This window comes from Raoultibacter phocaeensis, from assembly GCF_901411515.1.
Taxonomy (GTDB): domain Bacteria; phylum Actinomycetota; class Coriobacteriia; order Coriobacteriales; family Eggerthellaceae; genus Raoultibacter; species Raoultibacter phocaeensis.
The window spans coordinates 865832-881486 of the sequence record NZ_CABDUX010000002.1; the positions used below are offsets into that span (position 1 = coordinate 865832).

General features: G+C 59.9%; 14 protein-coding genes. 11 read left to right on the forward strand and 3 right to left on the reverse strand.

Features of this window, described 5'->3' with window-relative positions; translation table 11 throughout:
* Positions 1 to 17 precede the first annotated feature (17 nt).
* The 10 genes from FJE54_RS11460 to glpX all read left to right on the forward strand — a co-directional run bounded on the left by FJE54_RS11460 (position 18) and on the right by glpX (position 10084).
* The gene (locus FJE54_RS11460) at positions 18 to 857 is read left to right on the forward strand and encodes a trigger factor (RefSeq protein ID WP_139652899.1); all 840 of its coding nucleotides are present in this window, start codon (positions 18 to 20) and stop codon (positions 855 to 857) included.
* Positions 858 to 882: 25 nt separating this feature from the next.
* A complete protein-coding gene (locus tag FJE54_RS11465) occupies positions 883 to 1602 on the forward strand; it encodes a class I SAM-dependent methyltransferase (protein WP_139652900.1) in 720 nt (239 codons plus the stop codon).
* 93 nt (positions 1603 to 1695) lie between these two features.
* Positions 1696 to 2277: a hypothetical protein gene (locus tag FJE54_RS11470; protein WP_139652901.1), complete on the forward strand. Its 582-nt coding sequence runs from the start codon at positions 1696 to 1698 to the stop codon at positions 2275 to 2277.
* A gap of 238 nt (positions 2278 to 2515) precedes the next feature.
* Positions 2516 to 4381: a DNA primase gene (gene dnaG / locus FJE54_RS11475; protein WP_139652902.1), complete on the forward strand. Its 1866-nt coding sequence runs from the start codon at positions 2516 to 2518 to the stop codon at positions 4379 to 4381.
* A gap of 347 nt (positions 4382 to 4728) precedes the next feature.
* Positions 4729 to 5157 carry an NfeD family protein gene (locus tag FJE54_RS11480; RefSeq protein WP_139652903.1) on the forward strand — a complete coding sequence of 143 codons (429 nt, stop codon included), beginning with the start codon at positions 4729 to 4731 and terminating at the stop codon, positions 5155 to 5157.
* Positions 5154 to 6119, forward strand: coding sequence for an SPFH domain-containing protein (locus FJE54_RS11485; protein ID WP_139652904.1), 966 nt, complete (start codon positions 5154 to 5156; stop codon positions 6117 to 6119). Before FJE54_RS11480 ends, FJE54_RS11485 begins: the two co-directional genes overlap by 4 nt.
* Positions 6120 to 6208: 89 nt before the next feature.
* On the forward strand, positions 6209 to 6739 hold the full coding sequence (gene def, locus FJE54_RS11490; RefSeq protein ID WP_139652905.1) for a peptide deformylase: 531 nt from the start codon (positions 6209 to 6211) through the stop codon (positions 6737 to 6739).
* On the forward strand, positions 6736 to 7698 hold the full coding sequence (fmt, locus tag FJE54_RS11495) for a methionyl-tRNA formyltransferase (RefSeq protein ID WP_139652906.1): 963 nt from the start codon (positions 6736 to 6738) through the stop codon (positions 7696 to 7698). The genes def and fmt overlap by 4 nt, the downstream gene beginning before the upstream one ends.
* Positions 7688 to 9067, forward strand: a complete 1380-nt coding sequence (locus tag FJE54_RS11500) for an RsmB/NOP family class I SAM-dependent RNA methyltransferase (protein ID WP_139652907.1) — start codon at positions 7688 to 7690, stop codon at positions 9065 to 9067. Before fmt ends, FJE54_RS11500 begins: the two co-directional genes overlap by 11 nt.
* A gap of 57 nt (positions 9068 to 9124) precedes the next feature.
* Entirely contained in the window at positions 9125 to 10084 is a 960-nt protein-coding gene (glpX, locus tag FJE54_RS11505; protein ID WP_139652908.1) for a class II fructose-bisphosphatase, read from the forward strand.
* Between the two features lie 249 nt (positions 10085 to 10333).
* Here the strand turns inward: glpX and FJE54_RS11510 are convergent, their stop codons facing one another.
* The gene (locus FJE54_RS11510) at positions 10334 to 11497 is read right to left on the reverse strand and encodes a baeRF3 domain-containing protein (RefSeq protein WP_139652909.1); all 1164 of its coding nucleotides are present in this window, start codon (positions 11495 to 11497) and stop codon (positions 10334 to 10336) included.
* Positions 11498 to 12111: 614 nt separating this feature from the next.
* On the opposite strand from FJE54_RS11510, the gene FJE54_RS11515 reads away from it, so the two are divergent.
* Positions 12112 to 12927: an N-acetyltransferase gene (locus tag FJE54_RS11515; protein ID WP_255467478.1), complete on the forward strand. Its 816-nt coding sequence runs from the start codon at positions 12112 to 12114 to the stop codon at positions 12925 to 12927.
* A 96-nt stretch (positions 12928 to 13023) separates the two neighbouring features.
* Here the strand turns inward: FJE54_RS11515 and FJE54_RS11520 are convergent, their stop codons facing one another.
* Both FJE54_RS11520 and FJE54_RS11525 read right to left on the reverse strand, forming a co-directional pair.
* On the reverse strand, positions 13024 to 13647 hold the full coding sequence (locus FJE54_RS11520) for a cytochrome c3 family protein (RefSeq protein WP_139652910.1): 624 nt from the start codon (positions 13645 to 13647) through the stop codon (positions 13024 to 13026).
* 59 nt (positions 13648 to 13706) lie between these two features.
* Positions 13707 to 15395, reverse strand: coding sequence for an FAD-binding protein (locus FJE54_RS11525; RefSeq protein ID WP_139652911.1), 1689 nt, complete (start codon positions 15393 to 15395; stop codon positions 13707 to 13709).
* Positions 15396 to 15655: the final 260 nt, after the last annotated feature.

The window sequence follows — 15655 nt, forward strand, 5'->3', positions numbered from 1 at the left end:
GAAAAAGGAGACATGCTATGAAGAAGTACACGCTCACCTCGTACGACCCGATCGAACTGGATTTGCCGAAACCCCAGGTTCCCCCCTCGCTCGTCGACGCGCAGATCGAAAAGCTGCTTGAGCCTTTGGCCGAGTACCATGAGATCGCCGAAGACCGCGAGGTCGCCTTGGGCGATCACGCGGTCGTAACGACCGTCGATGCGTGCATCGACGGCAACCCGGCTTCGAACTTCGTTTTGGAGCACTCCCTCTACCATGTGGGCGGAGGCGAGATGCCACGCACGTTCGACGAAGAGCTTCTCGGCATGGCCGCAGGCGAGACGAAGGATGCCGAAGCGAAGATCAAGCTCCCGCTTTCGCAGGACGGCGAAGCGTCGCTGCTCACCATGAAGGTGACCGTCGAGAAGATCCTCAGCTGCCGCATACCGGAGCTCACCGACGAGTTCGTGAAAGAGCACTTTTCGCCTGCGACGACGATTGAAGAGTTCCGCGACGGCGTAGCCAAGCAGTTTGGTAAGCCCGATATGGCGAAAGACGACGCGCAGTTTCCCGACCTCGTGCTCGACGAGCTTGCCAAGCGTCTGGTGGAAGAACCCGACCCGGTCGACCTTTTGCCCGGCCAGCCCTTGGAGGCACTGAAGGTCACCTGTGCGATCGATGCGCTCGCCGAGCATCTCGATATCGAGCTTTCAGACGACGAGATCACGGCGCAGATGCCCGGAAACGATCTCGAGCAGCGTATCAAGATTCGCAAGCAGCTCGAAGATCAGGGTCTAGGCGACGAAGCGGTCGTGTTCGCCCGCCGCGAAGCGGCCCTTTCGTGGCTCGTGAACAATTCGCGCGTGTCGTACAAGTAACGGGCTCGGGCTAAGGCGGTTTGCCATGGAAACGCACCATCCGATTGACGAGCGGATTCTGAAGGAGCACTACGAGCGGCTGCCCCAGGAATACGGGTTTGCAAGCCAGTGCAAGATGGTTCTTTTGGGCGATCTGAAGCACAAGCGCGTCCTTGACATCGATTGCCGGAGGGGCAAGGGCGTCGTGAAGCTCTCCGACTACGTTGGGGCGCGCGGACATGTTGTGGGAGTCGATCCGAACCCGGAGTGGATAGCCGTTGCGGAATCGTTCATGGAAGACGCATGGCGCAGAAACGGTCTGCCTGAGAACAACATGGAGTTTCGCCATGCTTATCCGGAAGATCTCGCTTCTGCGGGTTTGGCGGACTCCTCGTTCGATCTCGTGTTCGCGAACAGCAGCATCGCTCTCGATTACAGCCCCGAAATGATTGTGCGCGAGGTGTTTCGCGTGCTGCGACCGGGAGGCGTATTCGTCTTTGACGGGGTTGTCGCCGAATCGCTGCGGGATGCTGATACGTTGGCGTGGGCGCGCGCGATCGGCAACGCGGTGCAGGCGGCGTTTTACCGCAAAGCGTTCGAGCAGATGGTTGCGGATGTGGGGTTCGACCGGCCCGAGTACTACGAAGAGTCGGACGTGCGGCCCGAAACGGGCTCTGCCGACGGGATCGAAGTGCCGGTTGCCGAGACGGGCGAAGAGGTCCGCTTCGTGAAGACGACGGCGCGCATCTGCAAGCCGCGCCGGTAAACCGAACAGACGAGCGCGCGGGGTTTTCGCGCGCGGACGAGAAGATACGGCTGGGGGACATCGCTTCGCCAGCTTTGGACGTAAGGGGACGCTATGAACTACGAGGAATTGAAGGCGCAGATCGGGGCTTTAGACGGTGCGCAGGCGAAAGACTATCGGGAGCTTTTGGCCGTAGCGAGCATCGCGGGCGGCGTGTGGCCCCAGTTCGCGGGGCATCTGAGCGATGCGCAGGATTACAAGGGTTTTTTCAAGGCCATTTACGACGACGATGCCTGCCGTTTCGAGAACGCCTGGGCTTTGTGGGCGAAGATGCACAAAGAGCCTTGGGCCGACCGGTTCGAGCCCGAGTGCGCGCTTCGGGGCGTGCTGCTGGAAAACAAAGGCATCTTCCTCGAAGGCGGCGGCAACGAGCTTCTGATCCCGCTTCACGGGCGCGGGCACGGAGCGAACGTGTACGTGTTCGCCGACAACGGGTTCAACGCGAAGGCCGCGGAGTTCTACGGCTCCATCAACGGGTCGTTCACCTGCGTCGGGATCGAGCTCGAAGGTGCGTTCGACATCTTCCGCGCGCACCGTGCGCTCATCTTCGAGCGGTGGACCGTCGATAAGCTGAGGAGGCGTGCCCACGGGAAGGGCCAGATCCGCACGGGGTGCGACTGTTCCGCTCAGTGGTAATGCCTGGCTGCCGGTAAAACCCCGCTGCGCTCAGGGGCCTTGCTCGCGTGGGCGTGGCTTTGCGTGCGGCGCGTCGGCGTCTGTTTCGGTGCGGCGCACGTGCGAGAGCGCCGCGCCGCTTATCTGATGGCAATTTCGGCGAACGCGCCGATGCGCGAACGCCTCGGCGGTGCGCGATAGGGTATACTGGGCGCGGATCATACAGGCGCAGGTATCGCGGCAAAGGAATGCATCGGCAGTGGCAGGGTTCAGCGAGGAAGACATCCGCAAGGTCAGAGAGGCGAACGATGTGGTCTCCGTCATTGGCGACCGTGTTCCCGTGCGTCAGCGCGGGCGCGATTTCTGGTGCTGTTGTCCCATCCACGACGAGAAGACGCCGTCGTGCAAGATCGATCCAGCGGCTCAGCTGTGGCACTGTTTCGGGTGCGGCGCAGGCGGCGATGTGTTCAGCTTCGTCATGCAGGTTGACGACCTCGATTTTCCCGATGCCGTGCGCAAACTCGCCGAGCGGGGAAACGTGCAGATCACCGAAAGCGGCAAACCTGCCGTAGCCCACGGCTACAAAGCACGGCTCAAAGAGATATGCAAGGAAACCGCAGCGTTTTACCACACGCAGCTCATGCGCGGGAAAGAGGCGGGGGCCGCGTCAGCGCGAAGCTACCTTGCCGGGCGCGGGCTCGGCGGCGAGGTGCCTAAGCGCTGGGAGCTCGGGTACGCTCCGGGCGGCGGCCAGCTCGTCCGTCATCTCAAGGCGAAGGGCTTCAAGGATAAAGAGCTCGTCGATGCGAATGTCGCGCTCGACGGATCCTCCGACGGGCGGCGCGGCGGTTTGAAAGACCGTTTCTACAACCGCATCATGTTTCCCATCTACGATGTGCAAGGGGAGTGCATCGCGTTCGGCGGCCGCATCATCGGCGACGGGCAACCCAAGTACCTTAATTCGCAGGAAACCCCCGTGTTCCATAAATCGGAGGTGCTGTTCGGGCTCGACAAGGCGAAGGCGGCTATGGCGTCAAGCGGCGTGGCCGTCGTGGTCGAAGGGTATACCGATGTGATCGCGCTCTCCGAAGCGGGCATCAAAAATGCGGTGGCAACGCTTGGCACCGCGCTTACCCATCAACACATCCGCGCGCTTTCGCGCCACGCGAAGCAGCGGATCATCTACCTGTTCGACGGCGACGAGGCGGGGCAGCGCGCTGCGGATCGGGCACTCGGGTTCATTGACAAGTCCATGACGCCCGAAGCGGGCCGCACGAAGATCGAGCTTGCCGCCGTTACACTTCCCGACAATCTCGACCCTGCCGACTTCGTCGAACAGCGCGGGGCCGCTGCGCTGTCCGAGCTTTTGGCTTCGGCGCGGCCGCTGCTCAAATACGGTATCGAGCGCCGCATCGCAAAACATGATCTTTCTTCGGCCGAGGGCCGTGCTACAGCTCTTGCCGACGCACTTTCGGTGCTTGCGCCCATCAAGGATTCTATCCTAGCGAAGGATTACGCGATTCAGATAGCGGGTATGGTGCGGGCGCGCGAGAACGACGTGCTCGATCAGCTGGCGGCCCTCGAAGCGCCGCGGGCGCAGGGGGATCGCGACGAGGCCGAAGCGCAGCCGCACCTGCGGCGTGCGCCGCAGACCTCAGGGCTTTCTCAAAGCGAGCTTTCGCGCCGCCGTTACGAGCGGGAATTTTTGAGTTTGATCGTGCGCCATCCCGAGGAGGGCTTGCGCTTCGCCGATGCACTCGCGCAGACGCAGTGGCACGAACAGGTGCACGGCCTGCTTGCGCATAGCATTCTCGATACGCTGGCCGCAAACCCCGATGCCAAAGGCCCCGAGCTTGTCACAAGGGCGCAGGCGACCATTCCCGCTGCAGCGAACATTCTCACGGCGGGTTCGATGACCGAGGATTCGGGCGCGCAGGCGCTCGCGTCGTTTCTGGCTGAGGAGCTTGCGCTCGGAGACATGGAGGATGCGATGGCTGCGCTCAAGGCCCAGCTTTCCCGCGCCGAAGGTCTTGAGGCGCAGGAGTACGAGATGTTGTTCGAAAGCGCGGTTGCCATGCAGAAGGAACTTGCGCGCCGAAGGCAGGCACACCGCTCTGTCGGGTAGGCTGCCGAAGTCAGGCGCACTGCTCTGTTAGGGTTGCGCTCCGTGTGGTTTGCGGGCGCGTGCTCGGTTCTGCGGCGCGGATTTTGCGGTGCTTTCACCCGGGTTCGCGGCGCTGGGTCCTGTTGCGCGGGTTTTGCGATACTGCTGCCCGGGTTTGCGGTGCTTCGCCCAGGTTTGCGGCGTTGCCGTTTAAGCGCCGCGAGCGGAATTTGCCATGTGCCCGGGTGCCGCGAGCGGATTTGTGGGGAAACGATGATCGTAACGGTAACGGTTTAGTTTGTTCGAAAGAAATGTAATAGAAGTAGTTACATTATTGTATACTGGGAGCATACAAGAAAGGAGACGCTATGAGTCCTTTTATCTGGTTAGGCGTCGCCGCGGTGATGGGCATCGTCGAGGTTATCTCGTTCGGCCTGATCACCATGTGGTTCGTTGTGGGAGCTCTCATCGCTTTCCTCGCGAATCTGCTCGGCTTCGACCTCGTCGTCCAGCTTGTCGTGTTCTTCGTGGTGTCGATCGTGTGCTTGATCGTGCTACGACCGATGTTTCTCAAGTACCGCAAGCGCGGCGAGAAGGAAGAGCCCGACGTGGTCGGGCAGGCGGCCATCGTCATCGAAACCATTGACAACGAACGGCTCGCAGGGCGCGTCGAAACCGCTAACCGCATGACGTGGGCGGCGAAAAGCGCCGATGGCGCAGTGCTACCGGCCGGCGAGACGGTCGTCATCACAGGTAGGGAGAGCATTAGGCTCATCGTTGAAAGGAAACCCTCATGAACGTTTTGATCGTAGTCGCAGTGCTCGTGGTGCTGCTCGTGCTCTTCTCGGTCACGTGCATCAAGATCATCCCGCAGGCGACCGCTGCGGTCGTCGAGCGCTTCGGCTCGTATTTGACGACCTGGAACAACGGCATCCATGTCAAAGTGCCGTTCATCGACCGCGTGCGCGGCGGCATTTCGCTCAAAGAGCAGGTGTTCGATTTCCCGCCGCAGCCCGTCATCACGAAGGACAACGTGACCATGTCGATCGACACGGTCGTGTTCTTCCAGATCATGGATCCGAAGCTGTACTGCTACGGCGTCGAGAACCCCATCATCGCCATCGAGAACCTCTCAGCTACTACGCTGCGCAACATCATCGGCGACCTGGATCTCGACACCACGCTCGTGTCGCGCGATGTGGTGAACGCGAAGATGCGCGCTATCCTCGACGAGGCCACCGACGCCTGGGGCATCAAGGTCAACCGCGTCGAGGTGAAGAACATCACGCCGCCCGCCGCCATCCAGCAGGCCATGGAAAAGCAGATGAAGGCCGAGCGCGAGAAGCGCGAGGCGGTGCTGCTCGCCGAGGGCGAGAAGCAGGCGGCAATTACGATTGCCGAAGGCAACAAGCAGGCGCAGATCCTTGCCGCCGAGGCCGACAAACAGCAGGTCATCCTGGCCGCCGAAGCCGAGAAAGAAAAGCAGATGCGCGAGGCCGAAGGCGAGGCGGAGGCTATCCGAAACGTTCAACAGGCAACGGCCGACGGCATCCGCGTGGTGCGCGAGGCGGGGGCGGACAACGCAGTGCTGACGCTGAAGGCGCTCGATTCGCTCGGCGTGCTCGCGAACGGCACCGCAACGAAGCTCATCGTTCCCTCCGACATCCAGGGCATCGCCGGCTTGGCCGCATCGCTCAAAGAGGTGTTCGTTGATGAGCCTTCTGTTAAGCAGGATAAAACCGCTGGACAAGATCGGTAACCTGACCGACAATGGCCTGAGAAACCAGAGGCCCGCAGCCGTCTTTGGCAGCGGGTCTTTTCACCATACGCAACGAAAAGGAAACGTGCATGAAGATAGTACTTTCTCCCGATCCGGTGCTCCGTCAGGTGTGCGAACCGTGCCGGGTCGAGGATGCAAGCATCAAGAAGCTTGCGAAGCAGATGGCGAAGGCCATGTACAAGAACAACGGCTGCGGCTTGGCCGCCTCCCAGGTCGGGGTGTTGAAACGGCTCGTAGTTATCGACTGCGACACCGAGACTGACGAGCAGAACCCGATTTTTCTGGTGAACCCCGAAATTGTCGAGCTCGAGGGCGATCCGGTGGTTGAAGGAGAATCGTGCCTTTCGTGTCCCGGCATCACCATTCCCATTGCGCGGCCCCCGTTCGCGAAAGTCCGCTTCCTCGACCTTGACGGCGAAGAATGGACCATCGAGGGCGACGGGCTTTTGGGCCGCTGCCTGCAGCACGAGATCAACCACCTCGACGGCAAGACCATGTTCGAGGTATGCGACCCCTTGGCACGCATCGAGGCGCTCAGGGATTACGAAGCTGCGCTTGCCGCAGGAGCGAAACCGGGAGAAACGGGCGCCAGCAGATGAGAATCGTCTTCATGGGCACCCCCGAGTTTGCCGCGACGATCCTCGAGGATCTCGTGCAGCAGCACGATGTCGCTGCGGTGTACACCAGGCCCGACGCGGTGCGCGGGAGGGGCTCAGACGCCGAGGCGTCGCCCGTGAAGCGCGTCGCCGAACGCTACGGCATCGAGGTGCGTACGCCTAAAACGCTGCGCGATGAGGGCGAGCAGCATTATCTGGCGAGCCTTGCACCCGAGGTCATCTGCGTGGCTGCCTACGGCATGATCCTGCCGAAGGAGGTGCTCGAGGTGCCTCCGTACGGCTGCATCAACGTGCATGCGTCGCTTCTGCCCGCGTGGCGCGGCGCAGCCCCCGTCGAGCGCGCCATCCTTGCTGACGAGACCGAGACGGGCGTGTGCGTCATGCAGATGGAAGAGGGGCTCGATACGGGCGCGTATTGCATCTGCCGCACTGCGAACATCGAAGATAAGGGAGCCGAAGAGCTCACCGACGAGCTTGCGAACCTCGGATCGCACGCGTTGCTCACGGCGCTCGTCCACATAGAAGCGGGCGTTGCCGAGTGGACGCGGCAAGACGATACCCTCGCAACCTACGCGCACAAGATCGAGAAGCACGAACTCGATCTATCGCCCGATGCCCCGGCGCGTGAACTCGTGCTCAAAGTGCAGGCTTCGGGTTCGGCCCATCCGTCGCGCGCGGTCGTTGCCGGGCGCGCGGTGACGGTCCTGAAGCTGCGCGAAGTCGCAGGAGACGAACAGGCCGAAACGCTTGCAGGCGGATTGGCCGCAGGCTCGGTGCGCTTTGCGGGCAAGCGGCTGTTCCTCGGCGCGGCCGACGGGGCGGTCGAGGTCCTGTCCGTGAAGCCCGACGGCAAGAAGGCCATGGACGCCAAATCGTTCGCTGCGGGCATTCAGGGCATCAAGGGCGATACGCATACGTGGGGCGCTCCCGATGGCCTATAAGGGAAGCACGCGCATCTCAAAGGCGAGCCCTGCGCGCAAAGCGGCGCTTGAGGTAGGTGCGACCGTTCGGGCTCGAAGCGCGTTCACGCAGGATATTATCTCCAAAACCATCGATCGCTCTCCGCTTACGCCCGAAGACCGGGCTTTTGCGACGAGGCTTGCGCTCGGGGTGACGAGCAGCGTCGGCACGCTCGACGAGGTGATCGACCGCTGCCTGAAATCGCCGAGCGACATCAAGTGCGATGTGCGCGACGCTTTGCGCGTAAGCGCTTACGAGATACTTTTCCTCGAAAAGAGCCCCCATGCCGCCGTGGATCAGGGGGTCGAACTCGTGAGGTCGGTTGCGCCGAAGGCGGCGGGCCTCGCCAACGCCGTGCTCAGGAAGATCGTGGCTGCAAAAGCCGAATTCCCGTTCGGCGATCCGGAAACCGACACCGCGGCGCTCGCGCGGCAGCATGCGTTTCCCGTCTGGCTTGCCGAGCGCCTCATAGCCGATCTCGGCCGCGATGCAGCGTGCGCGTTCATGCAGGCTTCGAACGAGCCCGCGCCGGTGTTCGTCGCCGTCAACAGCTTGAAGGCGACCGATGACGAAGTCCTCGAAATATTCGAGCGCGAGGGTGCGCCCCTTTCGCCCGTTTCGTTCGGCGAGAGTGCGGTTCCGGGGTGTTTCCGCCTCGCTTCGCCGAGGACTCTTGCCGGGAAGGCTGCCGAGCGGCTTTTCGCCGCAGGTAAGATACTCGTGAGCGATGCCGCCTCCCAGGCTATCGCGTTCGGCTTGCTTGCCGACCGCGGCGCTCCTGCTACGTTTCTCGAGATCGGTGCCGGCCGCGCGACGAAAACCATTCTTCTGCAGAGCAACTCAAACCGCCTCTTCGAAAGCCAGATCGCGCTTTCGACGCTCGATAACCACGAGTTCAAAACCAAACTGCTCGAAGAGCGGGCAAAACGCTACGGCGCGAGGGTTGATCGGGCCTATACCGGCGATGCTACCGATCTTGCCTCTGTCGTGGGAGCCGAGCGCTTCGATACCGTGTTCATCGACGCCCCGTGCTCGGGGCTCGGCACCCTTCGCCGCCATCCCGAGATCAGATGGCGCATCACGCCGCAGGACGTTGCCTCGCTTGCGAACACCGGCTTCGACATGCTCGTTTCAGCGGCAGCACACGTCAACCCTGGCGGCTCGCTCGTCTTCGCTACCTGTACGGTTTTGCGCGAGGAGAACGAGGCGGTCGTGCGAAGGTTTTTGGAAAGCGAAGCGGGCGCGGCGTTCGATCTCGACAGCTTACTCGGCAAGCGCGTGTTCTCGGTGCGGCTCGCTCCGCGTTCTTCTGATGCGCATTTCGCGGTTCGTCTGGTACGGGCCAGGTGAGTGGTGTAGAATCCCGTTCATCAGCTTTGCCTAATGGACAACTACGAAAGGGTCAGAATGCAATCTGCACGAATCATGGAAATCCTCAACGTAGCCGAGACTGCAGCCATTGCGTGCGCCGATTGGTCGGGCCGCGGAGATAAAGTCGCAGCGGACCAGGCGGCTACGACCGCCATGCGAAACGCGTTCAACGACATCGAATTCTCGGGTCGCATCGTCATCGGCGAAGGCGAGCGCGATGAGGCTCCCATGCTGTTCATCGGCGAGGAGCTCGGTCGCGGGGGCGAGGAGATCGATATAGCGGTCGATCCGCTCGAGGGCACGAACCTCTGCGCGTACAACAAGCCCAACGCGCTCACCACGATCGCCATTGCGCCGAAGGGTGCGCTCCTGTTCGCCCCCGATACCTACATGCAGAAGATTGCAGCCGGCCCCGCATGCGTCGGCAAGGTGCATATCGACAACACGCCCGAAGAGAACGTGCGCGCCGTTGCTGAAGCACTCGGCAAAGACGTGGCCGACGTGAACGTGTGCATCCTGGACCGCGACCGTCACAAGGATCTCATCCAGGGCGTGCGCGATGCGGGCGCTCGTGTTCGCCTCATCGATGACGGTGATGTGTTCGGCGCTATCGCGACTGCGGTTCCGGGAACGGGCATCGATCTGTACATGGGATCGGGCGGCGCTCCCGAGGGCGTGTTAGCCTGCACGGGCCTCAAGGCCATCGGCGGCACGTTCATGGGCCGCTTCCGCTTCCGCTCCGACGACGAGCGCGCCCGTGCCGAGAAGACCGCCGAGGTCGATCTCGACGGCGTGCTTACCATGGACATGCTCGTGCGTTCCGACGACGCGGCGTTTCTGGCTTGCGGTGTGACCGACGGCGAGATGGTCTCAGGCGTGTCCAAAGCCGACGGCTGCATTACCACCGAGTCCGTTGTGATGAACGCCGCCGATAAGACGGTGCGCTTCATCAAGACGTGCCGGCGCGGCGAGAACGGCGTGGTTCGCTTCCATTAGGATCGCAATAACCCGTACCGAACAGCATCAGTAAACAGCGAACGGATGTTTCACATGAAACATCCGTTCGTTTTTCGTATAGGCGCCGTTCACGCCTTTGCAGATGCGTGCAACCGCTCGATCACCAAGCCCATGCACTTTCAGAAACGCAGGCACCCGCATTCGTGAACATGAGGGTGCCGCGGATTCGTACGTGCTCAATCGCTTCCCGATTGTAAACGGGTGCATCCTTCGCGACCGCGCGGTTGACTAGTAGCGGTAGAGCGCGGCAGTGCCGGTGTCGGCGGGCATGCGCTCTTTTGGCAACACGTACACTTCGCCGCCCTGCAAATATGTTGCCTGGGCAAGGTCGTCGGTGATGTCGTCCGAAGCGTCGAGCATGTCGGCGCCGTAGGAGAGCGCCCCCGTTTCGGCGTCGAAGCTGCCGGGGATGAGCAGATCCTGCTCGATGAACAGCACTTCGACCTTCCGTTCGACAAGCGCGTGGGCGATCTCGCGAGGATCGGATGAGGCGCGGCCCTGCGACGATTCAGTACCGAATCGCTCGACGCGTTCGCCAATACGCGCCTCTTGGACACCGGTAATGATGGCGACGGCGCGCTCGAGCACTTCTTTCTCGTCCATCGAAGCGATCGGCTTGTCGATGTTCTCTTCCAAAAGCGTCGGAATAGAAGCGACTGCCCTGAAGATCGCCTGGTTCTCGGGCAGGCCTACAAGGATGATCGGACATAGCCGATGTTTCGCGAAGGCGTCTTCGATAGCTTTCGCCGCATAGCGGAAGTGCTCTTCGGTATCCTTTTCGCCGACTTCGCTCTTATCGCCGTAGCGATGATACGTGGGCGAGTGGCTTCCTTGATGGCCGTTCATGCCGGTAAGCGCGTTCGTGTAATCGTCAAATTCCTTGCGGAATTCCGTTTCGATGCCGTCGGGCATTTCGAGTTTTTCGATCGAGTGGAAGTCTCCCTCGAATACCTGAAAGCCGTTTTCATCGATCGCGACCAGATAGTAATGCGATCCGAATTGGAAATTCCTGATGAGCGGCTTGATATGGAAGGTGTCGGTGACTGAAACGAACTCGTCGACGGGGTAGTCGAGCTTATAGACGGTCATGCCGTCGTTGCTTGCAAGCACGGCAAGGCCGTCTTTCGCCTTTCTCCAGATATCTGCGTCGCGGTATGTCTCGAGCAGGTCGAGGGGCTCGAGGATGCCTTCGTAGTCTTTGCGATCGTAATTGAGTTCGAAGAGGCTCTTCGTTTCGGTGACGAGGTTCTTGTAGCGAATCGGATCCTGCCGGTTCTCAGGTGCGTGGCGATGCGTCGTCATGTACAGCGAAACGAGCGGTCCTTCGTGATTCGCGAACAGCGCGGGGTCGAATTCGTTTGATACGGTTATGTCCGACAGATCAGGTCTCATTGGTGCTCCTTATCCTTGATTTGCTGAATGCAAAGCGGGCGCGCTTCCGCTTCGATTGGCTTGCGTCGTTCGCGCCGCCTGCCGGCTGCTTCGCGCCGCCCGTCGCCTGCGCCGTTCACGCCGCTCGCATTCGGTAATGAATTGAGTATCACGATACGCGCTTGTACGCCGGGGGGCCATACGGTGAACAGGACTGTTTTTCGATGGTTGCGAGCCTGTTGACTTACGAGCAACGTTTCGCCCCTGGGAGCCACGCATGCGAGCGGAAGGCTCCTCGAACCGGGCTTGTTTGCGGGAGTGGTCCGGCTCCGGGGGCGTTGTGCGTTTAAACGCCGCTTGCGCGAGCACCCGGCGTGGAGGCTGCCGTATCGGTGCAGCGATCGTGCCATATGGCACGATTTTTGTCAGGAATTGTGGCGCGATTTTCTTCGTTGTAGCAGCCTGTGAACATCATGCCTGATTGGATTTATTTCGATACAGAGATAGTAAGTTCTCGCCAAACAAAGATCGTGCCATTTGGCACGATCTTTGTAGCGCGCCTTCTGCATGCGCCCGTACCGCGGACGGCGTGGGATTTTCAGGCGATCGCTCAAAGAGGACGGCTTGTGTCCTCTATGGTAGGCTATTCTGGTTCCAGGGAAATCGAAGAAAGCGAGCATGCATCCATGGGAATCGTAGCCGTAACCGAAGAGAACATCGACAGCGAGCACATCTGCTGCGCTTTGACCGAAAAGAAGGGCGAGACCTGCGTTGCCTCGAAGAAGACGTGGATGCGCGAGCGCTTCGCCGACGGCCTTGTGTTCAAGAAGCTCGACGTGCGCGGCAAGGCGTTCATCGAGTACCTGCCTGCCGAGAAGGCGTGGTGCCCGATCGATGCCGATGGCTACCTGCACATCGACTGCTTCTGGGTGTCGGGCCAATACAAAGGCAAGGGTCATGCGAACGAGCTGCTCGAAGCGTGCATCGCCGATGCGAGGCGGCTCGGCAAGCACGGTGTTACGGTGCTCTCGTCGCCCAAGAAGATGCCGTTTCTCTCCGATCCGAAGTTCTTGCGGTATAAGAGGTTCGTGCTCGCCGATACAGCCGAGCCGTACTTCGAGTTGCTCTACCTTCCCTTCGAAGCCGACGCTCCCGTCCCACAGTTTCGCAGCTCGGCAAAGACCGCACGCATCGACGAGGAAGGCATCGTGATCTCCTACACCGACCAGTGTCCCTTCGCGGGCAAGTATGCCCAGCTTGCAGCTGGTATCGCCGAAGAGCGCGGCGTGCGTATCGATCTTCGGAAAATCGAGTCGCTCGATGAGGCGAAGAGCGCACCTTCCGCATTCACGACCTACAGCCTATTCGCAGACGGACGCTTCGTCACCAACGAGATCATGAGCGAGAAGAAGTTCGCGGCGTTTTTGGACGAGCGGGAAAGCGCGGAATAACGGCAGCCCGGCGGAAGGGCGCGAGGCATTATCCGCCGGGCATGCTTGCGATACACGGCGCGTTCGCCGCACGTTGGCGCAGGCCAAAGTATCTGATTACTTCTCTACATGGCAGGTATTGCATTCGTACACATCGGCATGGTGGCAATTCCTGCAGACCTTCGGAGCGATTTCATCCGGGCCGTCGGCAGCGTGAATTTTGTGGCACGAGGAGCAGGTGATGCTTTCGTGGTCTTCATGCTCGGGTAACGCGTGGGGATTTATTACCAGCCCGTTTTTATCGGTGAGTACGGTGCATTGTACCGTTGTATCCGCAAGCTCTCGCTTGTCGTGGCAGGAGATGCATGCGTCGTTTGCGATTGAGGTTTTCTTGAGCGTCGCCTTCTTCTTCGTGCTGTCGAGTGTCACTTTTTTATGGGCCTCACTCAGCCCTTCGGTATCGGCGTGACAGCTGAAGCAATCAGCTTTTTGATCAGCATGCGACGATGCGGTACACGCTGTATCATCGAAAGAGGCGATGGCGTTTTCGTGACATGTTGAGCAATCGCTAGCATCCGACCAGGTGAATTCCAATGATGTCGTCTCCCTTTCGGCGTCGGCGGCGTTAGGTTTCGCGGTTTCAGATGGCTGTGGGGAGCATCCCGCGATCGTAAACAAAAAAATAAAGCAAACGGTGATTGCAACGGTTCGACGCAATGCTGAAACAGGTGAAAAAGCCATTACTCACTCCTTCTAAGGGTCGGAACCGCTATGGCAGCGGTTCCGACGGGACACGTATGCTACTTCTGCTTGTCCCAGGTGTCGAGGCCTGCGCATTCTTGTCCTGCAATGCGTCCGGAGGCTACGGCTTCGCTGATGTTGCCGCCTCCGTTGTACATGTAGCCGTATATCGTTCCGAATTCACCAGCAGAATACAGTCTGGGAATGGGCTCGCCTTCGAGGTTGAGAACCTGACAGAGTCCGTTGCGTTTTGCTCCTCCTTGCGTATTGAGCATTCCGAGGGCGATTTCGATAGCGTAGAACGGCGGCTCAAGCGGCACGAGAGGGAATTCTTTGATGATGGTGGTTTCGTCGGTTGACTGCTCGCCTTCGCCATAGGCAGTCGTCGCATCTGCCGCGTTAAAATAATAATCGTCGTATACCGCTTCGCCTCTACCGAAGTCTTTGTCGGCACCTTCGGCGCAGTATTGGTTATAGGTGTTTACTGTTTCGGTGAGGGTTTCGGGCGGATAGCCGATCTTTTCGGCGAGCTCTTCAATCGTGTCGGCTTTCACCATGATGCCGGCATCGATGAGTTCTTCGTTCGTCGTCTTTCCCGTTTCCATGATAACCGACCATGCCATGTAGGTGACTGCTCCGAGGATATCTTTCGACCCCGCATCGTTCCCGAGTATCATGTAGGAAGGGGTTGGGATCGCGAGCAGCGGCCATACGCCGCGCTCCTTGCCTTTGCCGTGGCGAAGCGTACCGCGAAGTTCTTCGTACATGAATCGCTTGCCCTCGTTGTTGACGTATATGTAGTCAAGTCCCATGGGATAGGGAATATTGCAGATAAGAGAATCGGGAGATTCGGCACGTACGCAAGTGCTTGCGGCTGCATAGCTGTTCATGTGCCAGAGATCTGCACCGATTTGCTGAGCCATTTTGACTCCGTCGCCGACGTTGTAGGGGCTGCCGCAGACGAAGCTTCGCGGGCACCCGAGCGACACCGAGTAATTCTGCATCATTTCCGGGTTCGCCGCAAAACCGCCGCATGCAAGTATAACGCCCCTTTTTGCCTTGATATGTTTACCCTCAGCTGCGATTCCGTACACTTCTTTGGTTTCATAGTTGTAGATTAGCTCGGTTGCTCGAGTGTCGTACATCACCTCAACACCCAGTTCGTCTGCCGTTTCTCGCAAAGGGATCCAGAGCGACGACATACCGCAGATGCCATCGACGTAGTACGTTTTGATCTTGTCGCCACCTGGTATGCCTGGGAATTCCGGCGCTGCAGCGGTTGCGGGTTGCAGGTCGTATCCGAGTTCGTCGCTGAGCCACTCCATGTTGCCGCAGACTCCTTCGGCCCACGCTTGCATGAAATCTTCCGGCACTTCGTAGCCCGCATTGAGTTCAGTTTGATACATGACAGCTGCATCGACCGACTCGGGAATCATCAGCATGTCGCCCGACACGCGCGTCGTACCGCCCGAAAACTCTTCGGGTGCCACTTCGAGAGCAAGTACGTGTTCTGCGCCGGCCATTTTTGCAGCGATCGACGCGGAGAGTCCTGCAGCCCCCAATCCGACGACGACGATATCGGCTTCCGCATCCCATGATTCGGGTAGATTGCCGTTAGGGCCAGTCGTTTCTTGCGAAGCGCACCCCGCAAGCCCGACAGTCGCAAGTCCTGCTGCGGCAAGCGTCGAGCCTTTCAGGAAGTTACGACGTGATATTCCTCGGTTGAGCTGTTCCTTTCTCATGATCATCTCCCTTTCCTTGAGTTATCGATACCGTTCGGTATCCGCTATGCGCAACGGTACGCGCTTGGGGATGCCGTGAGAAACAATGAAAGAGAATGAAGGGGTGCTTGTTTGGAATAAGGGCAGGTTGGCAGAGGTTTGTGTAATGTTCCAATTCGTCATAAACGGGAGGAATCTCGGAATAAGGCCAGATCGTGCAATGTCATGAAAAAACCAGCCGTAGTGAATGTACTATAATAGCGATCAAGGGAGCTGCCGCAGGCAGG